Annotated in this window: 22 protein-coding genes and 1 tRNA gene; 5 read left to right on the top strand and 18 right to left on the bottom strand. The window is 56.4% G+C overall.

Annotated features, from left to right (window positions below; translation table 11 throughout):
• Positions 1 to 63 precede the first annotated feature (63 nt).
• Together ASB66_RS05605 and ASB66_RS05600 are read right to left on the bottom strand one after the other, a co-directional pair.
• The gene (locus tag ASB66_RS05605; RefSeq protein ID WP_060719337.1) at positions 64 to 1,056 is read right to left on the bottom strand and encodes a BMP family lipoprotein; all 993 of its coding nucleotides are present in this window, start codon (positions 1,054 to 1,056) and stop codon (positions 64 to 66) included.
• A 474-nt stretch (positions 1,057 to 1,530) separates the two neighbouring features.
• Entirely contained in the window at positions 1,531 to 1,851 is a 321-nt protein-coding gene (locus ASB66_RS05600) for a hypothetical protein (RefSeq protein WP_060719338.1), read from the bottom strand.
• A 297-nt stretch (positions 1,852 to 2,148) separates the two neighbouring features.
• On the opposite strand from ASB66_RS05600, the gene ASB66_RS05595 reads away from it, so the two are divergent.
• Positions 2,149 to 2,238: transfer RNA gene (locus tag ASB66_RS05595), tRNA-Ser, on the top strand.
• 30 nt (positions 2,239 to 2,268) lie between these two features.
• Here ASB66_RS05595 and ASB66_RS05590 read toward each other — a convergent pair.
• The 9 genes from ASB66_RS05590 to ASB66_RS05550 form a co-directional block, all read right to left on the bottom strand.
• Entirely contained in the window at positions 2,269 to 3,363 is a 1,095-nt protein-coding gene (locus ASB66_RS05590) for a tyrosine-type recombinase/integrase (RefSeq protein WP_060719339.1), read from the bottom strand.
• Positions 3,360 to 3,548: a hypothetical protein gene (locus ASB66_RS05585; RefSeq protein ID WP_060719340.1), complete on the bottom strand. Its 189-nt coding sequence runs from the start codon at positions 3,546 to 3,548 to the stop codon at positions 3,360 to 3,362. Before ASB66_RS05585 ends, ASB66_RS05590 begins: the two co-directional genes overlap by 4 nt.
• Positions 3,548 to 4,750, bottom strand: coding sequence for a phage portal protein (locus ASB66_RS05580; protein WP_060719341.1), 1,203 nt, complete (start codon positions 4,748 to 4,750; stop codon positions 3,548 to 3,550). The genes ASB66_RS05585 and ASB66_RS05580 overlap by 1 nt, the downstream gene beginning before the upstream one ends.
• Complete coding sequence (locus ASB66_RS05575; protein ID WP_060719342.1) at positions 4,747 to 5,283, bottom strand: HK97 family phage prohead protease; 537 nt, start codon at positions 5,281 to 5,283, stop codon at positions 4,747 to 4,749. Before ASB66_RS05575 ends, ASB66_RS05580 begins: the two co-directional genes overlap by 4 nt.
• Positions 5,280 to 5,555, bottom strand: coding sequence for a head-tail connector protein (locus ASB66_RS05570; protein ID WP_060719343.1), 276 nt, complete (start codon positions 5,553 to 5,555; stop codon positions 5,280 to 5,282). Before ASB66_RS05570 ends, ASB66_RS05575 begins: the two co-directional genes overlap by 4 nt.
• A 5-nt stretch (positions 5,556 to 5,560) precedes the next feature.
• Positions 5,561 to 6,802: a phage major capsid protein gene (locus tag ASB66_RS05565; protein WP_060719344.1), complete on the bottom strand. Its 1,242-nt coding sequence runs from the start codon at positions 6,800 to 6,802 to the stop codon at positions 5,561 to 5,563.
• 209 nt (positions 6,803 to 7,011) lie between these two features.
• Complete coding sequence (locus tag ASB66_RS05560; RefSeq protein ID WP_060719345.1) at positions 7,012 to 7,737, bottom strand: hypothetical protein; 726 nt, start codon at positions 7,735 to 7,737, stop codon at positions 7,012 to 7,014.
• Positions 7,738 to 7,822: 85 nt separating this feature from the next.
• A complete protein-coding gene (locus tag ASB66_RS05555; protein ID WP_060719346.1) occupies positions 7,823 to 8,026 on the bottom strand; it encodes a hypothetical protein in 204 nt (67 codons plus the stop codon).
• A 1-nt stretch (position 8,027) separates the two neighbouring features.
• Positions 8,028 to 8,363, bottom strand: a complete 336-nt coding sequence (locus ASB66_RS05550; protein WP_060719347.1) for a hypothetical protein — start codon at positions 8,361 to 8,363, stop codon at positions 8,028 to 8,030.
• A gap of 91 nt (positions 8,364 to 8,454) precedes the next feature.
• On the opposite strand from ASB66_RS05550, the gene ASB66_RS05545 reads away from it, so the two are divergent.
• Positions 8,455 to 8,682, top strand: a complete 228-nt coding sequence (locus tag ASB66_RS05545) for a helix-turn-helix domain-containing protein (RefSeq protein WP_171430999.1) — start codon at positions 8,455 to 8,457, stop codon at positions 8,680 to 8,682.
• A 28-nt stretch (positions 8,683 to 8,710) separates the two neighbouring features.
• On the opposite strand, the gene ASB66_RS05540 is transcribed toward ASB66_RS05545, so the two are convergent.
• From ASB66_RS05540 to ASB66_RS05520, 5 genes are all read right to left on the bottom strand, one after another.
• Positions 8,711 to 9,046 carry a helix-turn-helix domain-containing protein gene (locus ASB66_RS05540; RefSeq protein ID WP_060719349.1) on the bottom strand — a complete coding sequence of 112 codons (336 nt, stop codon included), beginning with the start codon at positions 9,044 to 9,046 and terminating at the stop codon, positions 8,711 to 8,713.
• Complete coding sequence (locus ASB66_RS05535; RefSeq protein ID WP_081089137.1) at positions 9,043 to 9,417, bottom strand: type II toxin-antitoxin system RelE/ParE family toxin; 375 nt, start codon at positions 9,415 to 9,417, stop codon at positions 9,043 to 9,045. The genes ASB66_RS05540 and ASB66_RS05535 overlap by 4 nt, the downstream gene beginning before the upstream one ends.
• A gap of 78 nt (positions 9,418 to 9,495) precedes the next feature.
• Complete coding sequence (locus ASB66_RS05530; protein WP_060719351.1) at positions 9,496 to 11,121, bottom strand: terminase large subunit; 1,626 nt, start codon at positions 11,119 to 11,121, stop codon at positions 9,496 to 9,498.
• Positions 11,121 to 11,552 carry an HNH endonuclease gene (locus ASB66_RS05525; RefSeq protein ID WP_081089138.1) on the bottom strand — a complete coding sequence of 144 codons (432 nt, stop codon included), beginning with the start codon at positions 11,550 to 11,552 and terminating at the stop codon, positions 11,121 to 11,123. Before ASB66_RS05525 ends, ASB66_RS05530 begins: the two co-directional genes overlap by 1 nt.
• Positions 11,545 to 12,282, bottom strand: coding sequence for a helix-turn-helix domain-containing protein (locus tag ASB66_RS05520; RefSeq protein ID WP_060719352.1), 738 nt, complete (start codon positions 12,280 to 12,282; stop codon positions 11,545 to 11,547). Before ASB66_RS05520 ends, ASB66_RS05525 begins: the two co-directional genes overlap by 8 nt.
• Here ASB66_RS05520 and ASB66_RS26985 point away from each other — a divergent pair.
• Positions 12,281 to 12,406 carry a hypothetical protein gene (locus ASB66_RS26985; protein ID WP_267970748.1) on the top strand — a complete coding sequence of 42 codons (126 nt, stop codon included), beginning with the start codon at positions 12,281 to 12,283 and terminating at the stop codon, positions 12,404 to 12,406. The two genes, ASB66_RS05520 and ASB66_RS26985, sit on opposite strands and share 2 nt — an antisense overlap.
• Positions 12,407 to 12,614: 208 nt before the next feature.
• On the opposite strand, the gene ASB66_RS05515 is transcribed toward ASB66_RS26985, so the two are convergent.
• Positions 12,615 to 13,103, bottom strand: coding sequence for a MarR family winged helix-turn-helix transcriptional regulator (locus ASB66_RS05515; RefSeq protein ID WP_060719479.1), 489 nt, complete (start codon positions 13,101 to 13,103; stop codon positions 12,615 to 12,617).
• Positions 13,104 to 13,161: 58 nt separating this feature from the next.
• Here ASB66_RS05515 and ASB66_RS05510 point away from each other — a divergent pair, with 58 nt between their 5' ends.
• Positions 13,162 to 14,118 (top strand): quinone oxidoreductase family protein, encoded by a 957-nt coding sequence (locus tag ASB66_RS05510; protein WP_060719353.1) that lies wholly within the window; start codon positions 13,162 to 13,164, stop codon positions 14,116 to 14,118.
• 276 nt (positions 14,119 to 14,394) lie between these two features.
• Positions 14,395 to 14,907: a hypothetical protein gene (locus tag ASB66_RS05505; RefSeq protein ID WP_060719354.1), complete on the top strand. Its 513-nt coding sequence runs from the start codon at positions 14,395 to 14,397 to the stop codon at positions 14,905 to 14,907.
• 16 nt (positions 14,908 to 14,923) lie between these two features.
• Here ASB66_RS05505 and pncB read toward each other — a convergent pair whose 3' ends face one another.
• A complete protein-coding gene (gene pncB, locus ASB66_RS05500; RefSeq protein WP_060719355.1) occupies positions 14,924 to 16,228 on the bottom strand; it encodes a nicotinate phosphoribosyltransferase in 1,305 nt (434 codons plus the stop codon).
• Between the last annotated feature and the right edge of the window lie 36 nt (positions 16,229 to 16,264).

Genomic DNA, 16,264 nt, shown 5'->3' with positions numbered 1-16,264 from the left:
GAAGCGCTCTAACGGACATGAAAAGGGCGCGAGGCGGAATACCGCTCGCGCCCTCGTTTCAGATCACTTCGGGCAGGAATTGTCTGCCATGTAATCATGAACCTTGACTGTGCCAGCAATGATATCGGCGCGGGCCTTTTCGACGGCCGCCTTCATTTCCGGTGTAATCAACGCCTTGTTGTTGTCGTCGAGCGCCGCCATGACGCCATCTTCCTTGACGCCAAGCACTTCAAGACCAGGCTTGAACTTGTCGGCCTTGGCATCGGCATAGGCGTTATAGACAGCAAGATCGACGCGCTTGACCATCGAGGTCAGCACTGAGCCGGGATGAAGATGGTTCTGGTTGGAATCGACGCCGATCGACAGTTTCTTGGCATCGGCTGCGGTCTGCAACACGCCCATGCCGGATGCACCGGCGGCCGCGTAGATCACGTCGGAGCCCTGGTCCATCTGGTTCTTGGTCAACTCGCCAGCGCGAACCGGATCGTTCCAGGCCGCACCTGTCGTGCCAACCATGTTCTGCAACACTTCGATCTTCGGATTGGCAGCGCGTGCGCCCTGCTCATAGCCGCATTCGAACTTGCGGATCAGCGGAATGTCCATGCCGCCGACAAAGCTGACTTTGCCGGTTTTGGAGGCCATGCCGGCCAGCAGACCAACCAGATAGGAGCCTTCTTCTTCCCGGAAGACGACGGAGCGAACATTCGGCTTATCCACGACCGAATCGACGATCACGAATTTGGTTTCGGGAAACTCGGTCGCGACCTTTTCCATGGCCGAGGTCCAGGCGAAGGATACGGCGACAATCGGGCTGAAGCCCTTGGAAGCAAAGTTGCGGATCGCCTGTTCGCCCTGGGTATCGCTGGTCGGTTCGAAATCCCGGAACTTGATGCCGGTTTCCTTCTCGAACTTGTCTGCGCCGTGGAATGCTGCCTCGTTGAAGGATTTGTCGAACTTGCCGCCGGTGCCATAGACGAGCGCCGGCTTGATGTCGGCAGCGAGCGCCGAGGCCGACATGGCGGCCATGGCAAACAGCGTGATAAGGGATTTCTTCATTGTGCAGCCCTGATGTTGCTTGTGTTGTTCTTTATAGGCTTTCCATGCGCGACGAAGAATTGCGTCGCGACGGCCAGCCCGCCCCCTCTTAGGTTCGGCTGGGCCGCATCCTTGCACGGCTTTCCAAAAAATTCACCAGATTTTTTTCAACTGGTAAATATTAACAGGGCTGCTGTTTTTTAAAGCTGAAAGTCGAAAAACAAGCCACATCAACGGCTTGTTTGCTGTATTTTTAGCCGACGGGCGACGCGCGCCTGTATAGCACAGCCTGCGTTAACCACAGGCGTTCTTGGCCAGAGAGTGTTGATGACCTTCCTCGGCGTCATAAAACGCACCCGCCCAAGGAGTTTTTACGGCAAACGTCTCTCCGCAACCAGCCTTTTACAGCTCTAAATCCACATGACGTCAGAATACACCTCAGAGCGATAGGTATTACCGACGTCATAGACCGGGAGCTTGCCTTAGATCGGAATATCAGGCTGCAAACCGCCCGGCAGACGACCGCCGTTTATAGCCAGCGATCCACAGCAAAAGAGCAACGGTCAGGAAAACTGCAAAAGCCGGCTGCTGCAATATGCCTTTATCCGCCAGCTGCAAAGCCTCCCTGCTGATATGGGCGGTGATTGCCTGCTTGACCACGGCAAGGCTTGCCGGGCCGATATCGGCCCAAAGCGAACCGAAACCCGTCGTCACGACATCCGAGGAGGCAACGGACTCTATGGCATCAGTCGTACCAGCCACGATGGCAAGGACCAGCATGATAAAACTGAGAATACGCAATAAAGCCCGGATCATCACCTTCCCCTTCCATCTCACCCGCGCCGCTTTTACAGGATTGCCCGTCTGCTGCATCATTCTTTAAACCGGAATCGGTTTAAAGAATGATGCAGCAGATTTAAACAGCGACAGCGAAGCTTTGCGCGCCATATAGGGCGCTCGGCGCTGTAAGCCCAAGCACGCAATCTGGGGCCTGACAAAAGATTTCCGAGGCTTTGTCGAAAAACTGTCAGATTTGGGTTGATCGCCGCCGAATCCTTGATATATGTCCCGCCCGAACGGTCAAGCTGCCCCGCAGCAAGCTTTTCGAAAAACGGACAGGTGGCCGAGTGGTTTAAGGCGCACGCCTGGAACGCGTGTGTGCGTGAAAGCGTACCGAGGGTTCGAATCCCTCCCTGTCCGCCATTGTTTTCAACAACATGTTGATTTTCCATATTAATCGCCTTTCGTTTGTCCAACTTTTTCGACAGGTTGGACAGAATTTGTTCGCTTTTTCTTCCCCGCGATGGCCTTGAGGCCCTTCTCTGCGAGGATGGCTTGGTTTGCCGCTGCGGTGTAAACAGAGACCTGTTTTAGGTCGGTGTGGCCTGTTACGGCCTTGATGATGTCGCCGCTCATTCCGCCTTCTGCCATGCGCCGGGCCGCTGCTTTGCGCAGACCGTGAGCCGAACAGTTTTCAAGCCCCGCTTCATTGCAGCGCTCGCGGAACCAATTTCCGAAACCTGCGGGGGTGAAGGGCTTGCCGAATGCGGTGGTGAGGAATGTTGGCTTGTCGCGAGGCAAAGGGCGGATTGCGTCTGTCAGCGCCGGAAGCATGAACAGATCCAACTCGGCGTCGGTTTTCACCTGTTTGACAACAATGTGTTTGCCCTTGATCTTCTCCCAGCCCATGGCCACCACGTCGCTACGGCGTTGTGCGGTATAGAGAAGCAGTGCAAGCGCAAGGCGGGCCTGTGAGCCTTCCGGGTGGCGGGCTTCATAGGCGGCAATTTCCAATTCCGTCCACGTATGGAAACCTTTGGTCTTCTTTGAAAAGCCTTTGAGGCCTTGGGCCGGGTTGGCAGGTATCCAGCCAATATCAAGCGCGTGGCCCAACATGATCTTGAGAAGGGACAGCAAGCGGTTTGCCGCCTGTGGCTTATCCGCCATCGACCCCACCAGCGCCTTGATATGCTCGCGGCGCAAATCGCGGATCATGCGCTTGCCATGGGCCTCACGGAACCGCTCGATAATGCGGCGATAGGTTTGCTGTGTGCTGTCACGCAAGCCCGAAAATTCGGGCGAGCGGTAATAAGAAACAGTCAGGGCATCGAAAGAGCCGGGCTTGGTTTTGCTGATACCAACGTTTGCGCGCCATTCGGTCACACCCGCCAAGGCTTGCGCATAGGCGGCCTCAAACTCCGCACCAAGCGGCGGATAAGGCAAATAGGTGTCCACACCCTTTGCACGAAAGCGGATACGCCGCTTTTTATGGCGGTCAATCACCAGCGTGCAATGGTCAGGCAAACCGTTTCGGCGCTTCTTTTTCATTTCAGAACGTCATCCCATGAGTTTTTGGTGTCCGGGCTTGCAGCGCTCTCATTGAGCGATGCACTGGCTTCAATCCGCCCATCCGGGTGAACCGTGATCCGGGCGGCGGCAAAGCCCGCCTCAATCGCGGCTTTAAACAGGCGCTTTGCATCCACCTGTTTGATCATTGCGACTTTGCCCGCCATTACACGCCCTCCCCTTCCGGCTGGCGCTGGCCCAGCGTGGTCATGTTGAGCGGCGAGAGATATTCGTCGCCGCCTTCGATTGATGGCAGGTTTTCCCAGCCACGAATTTCGTTTGGAGACAGCCAGCCCCAATTGCGGCCAATCTGATATGCCTCATAACGGGCCTTCATATCGCCACGCAGCAGGCCCGCGAGATCGTGCTCAATGAACAGGGTCTTGCGGGTCTCGGTGGTCAGCAAGGCGGCATTCATAGCCTGCTCTACACGTTTGGCCATGGGGGCAAGGCAGCGCACAACAAGGGCGCGGCTTTCCTGATCGCTGTTGGAATAGGTGGCGTTATCGACAATGCCCACCGAGGTCGGCGGCACGTTCCAGATACGGCAAATGTCGAGATTGGCGAGCTTGCGGCTATCCAGAAACTCGGCATCCTTTGAGGAAAACGAGAAGGATTTAAAATCCGTGCCACCGTCCATGACGAGAATACCAGAGGTGGAAAGATCAGAATTCAGTTTGCTTTCCAGCCTATCCAAAACCGAATTGCGCTGTTCCTTGCCGAGGGCTTGCGGGAACATCAAAGCCCCCTCTTCCCGGAAGCTTTTACGCGCCTGCTTTCCGGCCTGTTCCTGTTGGGTCAGGGCGAGGTTGAAGGTTTCGCGGGCAATCTGAATAGGGGAGAGGCCCATAACCCCACACCGGCCCAGCCGATAGCGAAGGTGAAGCATCTCCTCTTGCAGATAGACGCGAGAGCCAACGCGATAGCGCAAGCGGCCACTGTCCAACCGCTCCACCGCCACTTGCGCGGCATCCAGCGGATAGAGCGCGGCCACCTGCCCACGGCCATTGTATTCGAGCCGGGCGAATGCATTGCCTGCTATCATCAGCGAGGCAATCAGCGCCTCGCGGGCTTCATAGGCTGTCATGGTCGGGTTGGCCATGTCATGCAACACGTTGTAGAGCGGGTGGTCTGTGGCCCGTTCGCGCCCGCCGTTGTCGGCGCGGCGGTAGAGGTTGAGCGGCATAGCGGCAAGGTTCTGGCTGACAATGGCAATGCAGGCATGAGCCACGGCAATGCCAGAGGCGCGGCCCGGATCGACATAACCGCCAATACCGCCGCGAAGACCGAAAAACTCGCCCAGATAAGGATCATCCGATTTAATGGCGGCGCGTTGCTCACGCCGTTTGAAGCGGTCAAACAGGCTCATTTGGAAATCTCCAGAAGGCGCAAGGCCCGCTCGGCATAGTCGCGAAACGGGCTTGGGAATGTGAAGGAACGGGCCTGAATGACAGTCCCGTCATAGGCGGGCCATGCCATGACCACGCTGATTTCGTGCAGCTCCACGGCGCGAAGTTCGCGGCGGTCGCCATCGCGTTGCTCGTCCAGGGCGGTGAAGCCGAAGGACATGCCGCCAAGATCGCCGCGTTCGGCCAAGGCCAGCACATCGCGGCCCGCCACTGTTTCCGGCAGGTCCAGATCGAAGGCCAAACCCCGGCTGTCTTCGGAGAGGCGTAGCGAGCCGGAACGAGTGCGGCCCAGAACCCGGCCCGGATCGTGATCCACCAGTGCCAAAACATCGGCCTTGGAACGCAACGAGCCGGAAAAAGCTCCCGGCGCGATGGTTTCCATAAACCGCCCGCCAATGTCGGCAGAACGGCCAAAAGTGGCGGCATAACCTTCAAGGCGGCGGCCCTTGGCGCGAAGCTCGATGGCCAGGCCGCGACGTTCAAACCCGCTCATATGCCTTGCTCCCGGTGTGGGGCAATCAGCCGATCCACGCCAAAATCAATGGCGGAGGTGGTGGTTGCGCCGGTTGCGTCCCGGTTATCAAAGAAATGGCCAACCAGCAGCAATTGTGCGAGTTCGACCGATGGCGGCAGGGGATCGGCGTCCATATTGACGCCAATCGATTTCAGGTGATTGCCCGCCGCCGCAATGAGGCGTTCAATCATCAAATCCTCGTCGTCATAATCAACGCGGATATAAGCCTTTGCGTCAGCGAGCGAGATCATAGGGTTCAAATCTCCGCGTAGGCGAATGCCTTGGGGTGGCGGGCGGCCACATCGGCATCAAGGAAAGCGTGGAGAAGTGCACCGCCATTGCTGGCAACATCCGGGTGATAGGGGTTGATCAGAATATCCACCGCCGACCAATAGCCCAGATAAAGCTCGCCCCACTGGCCATAGATCAGCGCCGATTTATCGTTGTTTGCGCCCAGCGTGGCGGGAACCTGCGTGGAGGTTTCCACCCGACCATTGTGGAACAGCTCGCCCACGGGCATCACATGTCCGTCATCATCCTTCATCTTGCGCACAGCTTTCATCACCGTGGGGTTGGTGAGGAATGCCGCCGTGCCGGTCACGTCATCCAGCTCCAGCTCGGCAATCAGGTTTGCCGTGGTGTCAGAGAAATCCGTATCCGTGGTGACTTTGGCAATGCCCGGCGTGGACAGTAGGCCCAGAGGTTCGGGCGCGGTACCCGTGCCGGTGATGGCGGCCAGGTCAAGCCCTTGCGCCAACAGAAAACCCAGATCGCGGCGAAGAATATCTTCAATCGCAGCGCTGGATTGCAGCATCAGGCGGCGCGAAAGGCGGTATTCACCCGTCACGGTCTTGGGGGCCATCGACACCTTTTCAAAAGAGGCGCTGGAACGGGTGGCGTTGCCATCTTCACCCACCCAACTTGCCGTGCCGCTGGTGGCAAGGTTTGGCAGGTCCAGAAAGCCAGTCAGACCGCGCAGCACCGTGGCCCCCATACCTTCCACCTTCAAAGCCGGGCGGAAACGATCCGCAACGGCTGCGAGGTTGGTGGCAACGGTATAACCGCCCGCCGCATTGGAGCCGACTGTCTGCGAGCGCTGTTCGGCCATGCCCAGCAAGATTTCGGAAGGAATGGCCAGATGAATGCCAGAAGCGCCAGAACGGCTTTCGCGTCCGCGCTTCAATTCCTGATCCACTTCCGCCTCCCGGCCTGTGAGGCGGCCCGTCAACGCGCCGTTGATGGCATTGGCAACGGAATAACCGCGCAGCTCGCGGGAAAAAGCGTTGTCACCAGAGACGCTTTCCGCCCGCTGCTCTTCACGCTCAAAAGCGGCCATGCGCTCCTCGCGGGCAATCTGGCCATCAATCTCGGTAACGTCACTTTCCAGCGCCTTGAAACGCTGTTCTTCGTTAGTCTCCAGCTTGTCCTTGGCGTGGAGGGCGCGCATCTCAGTTAGCTTGGCAGCCCGCTTTTCGCGCAGTTCAATAAGCTTTTTCATGGTTTGTTCCTTTAAGGAGGTTGAAAGCCTGTCAGGAACCAAGTTCATAAGTCGTGTTGTATGGTCTGTTGTTTGCCGTTTTCGGCGGAAATGGTACCAGCGCACAGCCCTTGTCCGGTGGTTCTTACTGTCCCGCGCCCCGGAGAGCTGCTTATCGATATTGGCCCGCTGGCAGGGCCTCATATGAACGGCGCGGGAAATTCTTCGCCTCAAGTCAACGGTACGGGCGCACCATACTCAATCGGAGACACCAGATTTCCCTCCCCATCGACGGGAAATTCAACGTGAACTAAGGCTCGCCCTGCGCGCTGACTGAGCGTCGTCGCAAGAGCCTCCAGATCAAGGACGATGACCGGCCCCGCGTAGCGAGCCTCACTGGAGTGGCTCGAAAATGCCTCAGCAAGATTATCATGCCAAAGATGTGAACCATCAGCCCACCAAATGAAGTATCTAGCGGGGATAATCTTGGGGTAGCCACGGAGACGGAAAATTTGTTTAGTCAACCACTGCGATTTTGAGTGCCACGTAAAATCGAAATCAACATTTTCGGGTATATTCCAGCCCGCGTCCTCACAGAGTTGTCTAAAATTAGCAGCTTCCTCAGGATCATTCTTGGGACGATGCTTCTCTGGATACCAATCAAACGTCTTATGATGATCGCCTTCATAGGCGTCTACATTCTTTAAAGCATGCCAAAGAATGCCGATTGCACACCAGTTCGCAACTTCCTTTGACGCTTGTGGCCCCACGCCACGATCAGAGAGCATTTTCATGACCCAGATTTCAGCCAATGCGAATGCATCAAAACGCGCGTGTCCATCCACAGTTGGAAGAAACTCTCTACGCCGCCAATCTCGTTGAGCGACAGTGCTTAGAGTTGTGATTTTTTCCGCTTCAGCGGGTGTGAAAGTCGTCAAGATATATTGGGGCTGCATAGTGGCTCTTCCCACGTTTCAATTAGTGTTAGATACCACGATAAATAAATCGCTGCAAGCACCACGGTTTAAAAAGGCTCATGAATTAACCAACACCCTGGAAATCGCCTTTTTCCATCTGCTCACAATCGGCAATCACCGCTTGAAGCTTATCCCCCGCGTTTTCAGCGAGTTGGCGTATGGCGCGACGATGGGGTTCGTCGTCAAGCGCCGCCGCCGCCATCCATAGAGCATGAATGAGGGCATCAACTTCATGGAGGGGGTCAATCAGCTCAAAGGCTTCCGGCATGTCAGGCCCCTTCCAATTCGCGCTCGTCATTGTCGAATGTCTGCCCCATATCGCCGTCATGGGTCCACCCTAGCGTCGGTTCATCATCGCCACCGTCTTCGTTGTCGGCGTCGTCCAACTCGCGGTCTTGAAAATCGAAACGCTCGGCCTCCGGGCCGCGTGCAGTCCAGCCCAATGATGGTTCGTTGTCCCCTCCGTCTTCCAAGTTTTCGTCGCCGTCGAACTGGTCGAGGATTGAAACCAAATACTCAATCGCCTGCTCGATCCGCTTTCGCAGTCTGGGGGTCAGTTCGACAATGCGGACATAGCTTTCCTGTTCACGAAAATGGTAGCCCATCACGTTGCTCCTGATATTCGTTTTTGATACAGTGTATCAATACCGATGAATTATCGGAGCGTCAAACCAAAATTATAACGGTGTATCGAAAATGTTACCAGTTCAATGCAAGATGGCTCGGGCCGCCCTTGGTTTGGGAGTGCGTGAACTTGCGCAGCTTGCCAAAGTTGCCCCTGGAACGGTCTCGAGATTTGAAGCTGGTGAGGAATTGAAGGATCGCACGGTAGATGCGCTAAAAGCCGCTCTTGAGGCGACAGGGGTAGTTTTTGTTGATGAAAATGGTGAGGGGGCGGGGGTCAGGCTAAAAAAAAGCAAATAAAAAACCCCGCAAAAGCGGGGTTGATATTTTACATTGCCGCGCACAATGCGGGTTCGGGCATTGGAGCCTCGTGAAGTCTGCGAAGCGCCTTGATAAGGTACCTATGGTTGTCTTTGATAAGCAAAAGATATGCGCGCATAGCCTGAACCGGACGCGCGCGACCTTGCTCCCACTGCTTCAATTGATCGAGGCCAAACCCGAACGTCGATGCAAAATCCTTTTGCGTCATGCCTGTGGCCGCGCGAATTTCCTTAACGTCAAGCTCTGCCGGCACATGAAGGTTAAAAGGCTCCGCCTCGCCACGGGCGACAGCCAGCGCTTCGGTCAGACCCTCATGGATCATGTCGAATGCTTGTTTGCTCATGCTGTTGCTCCTACTTTCAACCGAGTAACCCTATTGGAGTACTCTTTCACTATAAGTTCTGTAACGGACTTCAATGTGTTCTGTTCCGCTTTTGTCAGGCTGACCTTCACGTTTTTCGCAAATGCCGCTATCAAGAATACCGGCATATTTGACCCCGTGAAAAAAGTGATAACGCGAATGCCACCACTTTTACCCTTATTGTTTCCAGCAATTGCAAAGCGAAGCTTGCGACAGCCGCCCGTACCACGGATTTCGTCGCCAGCTTCCGGGTTCTTGGCAAGATAATTGACAAGCGAGATTATCTCGTCGTCTGTCATGCCAGCCGCGATTGCCGATTTACGGAATGAGTTTAGTTCTGAAACCGTTTGCATGGGGTTAATGTATGTAACTAACGCACTCAGTCAAGTGAATTTATTGTGCTCGACGCAATGGAAAGCGCAATTTCTCCCTCATACCATCGCATCCAACACCCAAGCCGGAAGCACCTCCGGCTCATGACGCCCGCTGACTTGCAATGCCATCGCCAAAGCCACCAGCCCGTCAATGCGGCCGGTGGCCTTGCTCTTGTCCAACTTACGGCTTCCGGCTGGGTCGCGGGTAACAACAGCGTTTGACGAACACATATTCAGCACAGGATTGCCGCCATGGCGCAAGAGCTGTTCGGCCACGTTGCGCTCCAGCGTATCCACAGCGGGCGACATATCCTTATAGCCCTGCCCGAACGGCTCCAGCGGCACAGTGCCGCCGAACAGGCCAAGCTCGCGCTTCAAATCCTCAATCCGCCAACGGTCATAAGCCACGGTGCGCAGATCATAGGTTTGCGCCGCCTGCATGATGGCTTGCGCCACAAAGCCGGGATCGATGGTGGAGCCGGAAATAAGCGTGATGAAGCCTTGCCGCGCCCAAAGCTCATACGGCACGCGGTCTTCATTGGAGCGCTCGGCAATATTCGCCTCTGGCATGAAGAACTGGCAGACCACATCGAACCGCCGCCCTTCCTGCGGAAACACCAGCACAAAGGCCGTGAGATCGCGTGAGCCGGACAGATCAAGGCCGCCATAGCATTCGCGGCCCGCAAGGCTGGCCAGATCAACCACACCATTACAGCGGTCCCATTCGGCCTTATGGATAAAGCGCGACACGGCGGACACCCGCTGATTGAGGATCAGGTTTCGAAACGCGCTTTCCTTGGACGGAACAAGCCGGGCCTGGGAGGCTTGCCGCTCCACGTCTTCCAGCGAGCGGAAATCGGCCAGCGCCGGGTTTGCGGCAATCCACGCCTCGCGGCTCCAGGGGTCGGCATCTGCGGGCGCTGCATAGAGCGTCAGGTGGAAACTTGGGTCTTGGATATCGCCGGAATTGACCCGGGTTCCGTAATCGATCAGCTCAGAAAATACATGATGGTCGGCGGCGGCCTGGGTGGAAATGCAGATCATCAGCGGGTTGTCGCGTGCGCCGGTGGCTGTATCCAGCGCGTCAAACAGATCGCGGTTTGGCGCACTGCCCAGCTCGTCATAGACCACGAAGGACGGCGACAGACCCATTTTCGAACCGGCATCAGCCGACAGCGCCGCATAGATCGAACCCGCGCCGTCGCCGGTCAGCACCTCGATTTGCTTGTTGAACTGGATGATATTGGCGCGGTCATCCAATTCCGGGTGCTCGTTAAGGATGGCGCGCATTTCCTGAAACAGCTTGGCGGCCTGATCCCGGGTCAGGGCTGCGGAATAGACCTCGCCGCGCGGCTCGGCTTCCGGCCCCATCAGGTGGCAAAGCGCAAGGCCCGCCGCAAGCTGCGTCTTGCCGTTCTTGCGGGCCATGGACAGCACCGCCGTGCGGATCGGGCGGCGGCCTTCGCCGTTCTCCGCATAGACCTCCTCGATAAATTCGCACTGCCAGGGCCGCAACGTCATTTTCGACCCGGCCAGTTTACCCGCCGTAATCGGCAAGTCTTCCAGAAAGGCAATCACCCGGCCCGCACGGGACAAGCCCGGCTCATTCCAGGGCAAGACCTCGCGCACTTCGACCTTGCCGCGTTGTGAAAGTGCCTTTGCACCAATGCCCCGAGTAGCCATTATGAAAATCCTGTTTCGTCATTTTCTTCAAAGGCTTGCCCCTCTGAAACTAAGTATATTCCTATCTGGGACATCGGTCCGCGCCCGGCCTCGTTCTGGTGATTTGACCCGCCCCCACCCCTATGCCAAGCGTCGGATTGGTCCGCCGGATTGCCCGATGCATCGAAACCTTTGACCTTCCGGGCGAATGGTTTCTTGTGCTTACGGTCATTCGCAGCCGTCTTCTCGTTGTGGCAACGCTCACACATCGAGGTCAGGCCATCGAGCGGCGGGAACGGATCGCCGCCCGCATTGATCGGCGTCATGTGGTCCACTGCCTTAGCAACGGTCACCTGCCCGCGCATCCTGCACGGCTCGCACAGTGGCGTGGCCGTCAGCTTCGCCAGTCGCAGCTTTTGCCATTGGATGGTGTTGTACGGCCATTTAGCCATTGCTGCGCCCTCGCTGGTCGTTGCTGCCCGCAACAGGGCTGCTCTCTCCCTCTCCCAAGCCCATGTAGCGGTTGCGGTAAGCGCCATCGGTGCGGTTCTGCCCTCTCGTATATTCTTTCTTGTATTTGTTTTTATCTTGGTTCTTCGTGGGGTGGAAATCTTTGAACCCTATCTGTCTGGCCAGCGAAGGCCCGCGCTTGAGCCATGCCAGCCATTCAGGCGAGACAATCCGCACAAGGTTGGTGAGGTTCTTCTGTCCCTTGCGCGGGCGGCTCTCTACAGACAGGTGGCCAAGGGCGCGGGCTTCACGGATAGCGTTCTGCACTGTGGTGCGGCTCAGGCCAGCAATAGCCGCGATACGATCCACCGCAAGATCACACAGGCCGTGGTGCTTCACCTCGCCAGCAATCACCGTCAGCACGGCGCGTTCGCCTTCCGTGTAGTGGTGACGGATGGTGTCGGGCATCCCGCTTGATCCGCCCAGCTTGCGCTTGCGAGCCATCGAGGCGGCACGATCCGGCGAGCGTTGCCACTTGCGGCCCGCAAGGCGCTGCATCCGGCGAAGGTGCGGGCTTAGGATGTTGAAGCTTGTCGGCTGTTTGCTCGCGGGCTGTGTCGGCATAGCGCCCGTCAGATAGCCATTCATGATGGCAACATCGGACGGCGACATGTTCGGGCGGTTGGCAAGATTGCGGGCAAGCGCCGCCGAGATCGGAAACGCTTCACCCATGGCGGCCACCATAGACCAGCGCATGGGCCTGCTTTGCCGCCTCTATCGCCTCAAGGTTGCTAAGAGAGAAGAGTTCTTTAAGGACGGCAATGACATTGCTTCCAACCGTGTCACGGTGCTGTGAAAGCCAGAGTGCGGCGGCCTGAACGCGGTTAGACGTTGCTCCATTTTCTTCAATTTTATCAATGGCACCGCTGGCAGGGGTGGACAGATTAGCGGATTGATTTTGTAGGGTATCTACATCACCTCCCTGTCCGCCATTATCACTCCATGTTAATTGCTAGGACGCTCGTCAATGAGCCTCTTTTGGCGAAACTGGATGATAGTCCCAATTAGGGATCGATCACTGGCTCTTCCTTCACGGCATCTGCAAACTTCCTCGTCAATCGCACGAGATCTTCGATATCGCGGTCTTCCCAGTTGGCGAAAATGGTGTGGCCTATTTTTTCGCGGGCAGTGTCGACAAGGTCGGTCATTGTCTTGCCTTTCGCAGTAATAACAGCCTCGCGTATGCGGCGATCGGCTGTACTGGCGCGGCGCTCCACAAGGCCGAGGCTTTCAAGCTTGGCCACCTGCCTGCTGACGGTCGTGTAATCGCGCCCATTGCGGTCGGCAAGCTCCACCACACCAATAGGGCCGAATCTCTCTATATTGACAAGCAATGGAAACAGCGCCCGATCCAGAGGGATGCCCGCTGCCTTGATCAGGATTTCATCGCGCTGAGGGCGGTTCATGACAGCAACGATATCGAGCAGGGACATATGAAGCGTACGAAGGCGCTCATCATTATGTGTATTTTGCACACTTTTCATTGACATCAACGCAATCTCCATTTATGTGCATATTACACATTAAATCTCCCATGAAAAGGAAAAGACCGTGAAAGCTGCTATTGTATACGGAGCCAAACAGACGCCTCTTTATGGCGACTTTGAAGAACCTGTTGCTCAGACAGGCGAAACCCTCATCACGGTCTCGGCTGCAGCGCTTAGCCATCTCGTTAAAAGTCGTGCTTCCGGCACGCATTACAGCTCATCGGGAAGCTTCCCCTTTGTTGTTGGAATAGATGGCGTCGGGCGCAAAGAGAATGGCGAGCGGGTTTATTTCGCCTTACCCAAGGCACCGTTTGGCAGCATGGCGGAGAGGACTGTCGTTGCCTCCGTCCAATGCCTCGCCGTACCCGACAATCTGGACGACATCACCGCCGCCGCGATCGTCAATCCAGGCATGTCGTCATGGATGGCTTATCGTGAACGGGCAAAGCTGATTGCTGGAGAGACCGTTCTGGTCAATGGCGCGACAGGCATTGCTGGACGGCTTGCCGTGCAGATTGCCAAGCATCTTGGTGCGAAGAAAGTCATTGCCACGGGGCGAAATCCGCAGGCTCTGCAATCACTGTCGGGGCTTGGTGCAGACGTGACAATTTCCCTGCTGCAAGATGAGGAGGCTCTGGCGGCAAGTTTCAAAGCGCAGTTTGCAGACGGAGTGAATGTCGTTCTGGATTATCTTTGGGGACAGAGCGCGGAATTACTGCTTGTCGAGGCTGCAAAGGCCAATGCCGTACCTCTTCGCTTTATTCAGGTTGGCGCTGTCAGCGGAGGTCAAATCTCATTGCCAGCTGCCGTATTACGATCCTCCGCCGTCGAGCTCATGGGAAGCGGTATCGGCAGTGTTCCGATGGATCGCATGATCCAGACGATTCGCGAATTGCTTCAAGCGGCAAGGCCCGCAGGATTAAAGATCGCGACGGCACCGGTGGCACTTTCAAAAGTGCAGGAGATTTGGGACGCTGACGACAGCACAGTACGCACAGTATTAACGATGGGTGCGCTATAAGTCGCCATGCTATCATACCAAGGCATCGAAGAAGCTAACGCATCCTCGTTTTGAAGGCGATTGAAAATATCTCAAATGCGTCAGAGGCTTGGGATATTTGCAAAAGGAATATGAAAAGTCATTGAAAATGACTCTTCGCATCAAACCTGCTTGCCCTGCACTGGTCCGAGTCAGCCGCGACTAGTCCTGTCATTCAATGACGGCAAACCCGCTTTCCAGCTCGCCTTGACGACTGAACCCGAGTACACCGCTTCGAAAAACAGCGGTGATCGGACGATGGCGAAAGCAGAAAAACAGATGAAAGCTGCGGAGGTAGAGCGTCTCCGCTCAATGTTTCCCGGCATTTACAGTGATTTTTTGGCGGGCCGCATTGGGTCTCTGCGGGTGGCGCTTGAATTGGCGGGGTTGCGGCCACAACGCAGCCGGTTGGAGAAGCTGAAAAACTCCTGGAAAAAGGCGAGTGTGGAAGAACAGCGGGCGTTTATCGCCTGGCTGGCAGTCGAGGAAAATGGCGAGGAGCTGGAAAGCGCTTTTCCCAGGTCAACCCTGTCCGTACAAAAATCTGCCTCTGGCCCAATTGCCAATGGCCGCTATCTGTTGCCGGAGACGATTATCCGCATTGAAGCCGTCATGGCGCGGCGGCGACTAAAGCCGGGCGAGGTGATGCAGGAACTCGGTTTTGGTGCCAATGACAGGAGCCTGTTGAAGGCACTGGCGCGTAAAGCCGCATTGAGGCTGAAAGCTATTGCGGCGCTCGAAAGCTGGCTTGCCGAAAACGAAACTTCCTGACTCCTCGACGCAGGCTTTATACCTTGACGGCGTGCTCCACACGGTCTTGCGAACCAAAGAATTTCAGGTAACGTTCGACTTCGGCGGGTTCTCCCGTTGCTTTCAGCGGATTGTCGGAGAGTTTGACAGCAGGACGGCCATTGGCTTCAGTGATCTTGCAGACGATGGAAATTGGCTTCAGTCCCGCAATATCATGGGGCGCGCAGCCGATGAAATCATTGGTTAGGTTGGTGCCCCAGCCAAAGCTCATTCGCACCCGGCCTTCGAAATGGCGGTAGGTGTCAATGATGGCGTCCACGTCCAGACCATCGGAAAAAATCAACAGTTTCTGTCGCGGATCGCGGCCCATTTTCTCCCACCAGGCAATGATCCTCTCGCCACCTTCAATCGGTGGGGCGCTGTCGGGACGAAAACCGGTCCAATCCGCCACCCAGGGCGGCGCATCGCGCAGGAAAGCCGAGGTGCCGAAGGCATCGGGCAAAACAATCAGCAAATTGCCGTTGTAGAGCGTGTTCCAGTCCTGAAGCACTTTATAGGGTGCGTTGGCCAGTTCGGCATCGGTCTTCGCTAGGGCTGCGGCTACCATCGGCAATTCATGGGCATTGGTGCCGACGGCTTCCAGGTCCGAATCCATAGCCAGCAATACATTGCTGGTGCCAGTAAAGGCTTCGCCAATGCCTTCCTTTAGGGCTTCCACACACCACCTTTGCCACAGGAAGCTGTGGCGACGACGGGTGCCGAAATCGGAAATCCGCAGGCCAGGCAATTGCTTCAGCCGCTCGACCTTTTCCCACATCTTCGCCTTGGCACGGGCGTAGATAACATCCAGCGTGAAATAACCGAGTGATTTCAGCGCAGCCCGCGACCGCAATTCATTGATAATTGCCAGAGCCGGGATTTCCCAGAGCGTGGTTTCCATCCATCGCCCCCGGAAGGTCAGCTCATATTGGCCGTCGCGCTTGGAAAGCTCATAGGCTGGCAGGCGGATTGCTGAGAGCCAGGCCAGAAATTCCGGTTCGAAAATCTGGGTGCGGCCATAAAAGCTATTGCCTGCCAGCCAGATCAGTTCTTTCTTGCTGATGCCAAGCGTGCGGACGTGGTCGAGCTGGGCGCGCAGTTCCGCCTCGTCGATCTCGTCGGCGATGCGTACCTTTGTCGTGCGGTTGATCAGCGTGAATGTCACATCGACATCCGGATAGAGTTTCCAGATCATCTGCAACATCAATAGCTTATAGAAATCGGTATCGAGCAGGCTGCGCACGATGGGGTCGAGCTTCCAGGCATGGTTATACACCCGCCGTGCAATATCCGCCTTTGCCATTCGTCCTCGCCGCGTGCCACCGGCCTGGTTTTGGCC

Source organism: Gillisella vitis (assembly GCF_001541345.2).
Taxonomy (GTDB): Bacteria; Pseudomonadota; Alphaproteobacteria; order Rhizobiales; family Rhizobiaceae; genus Allorhizobium; species Allorhizobium vitis.
Note: the sequence above shows the minus strand (reverse complement) of the source record. Positions and strands in the feature narration are given on the sequence as shown.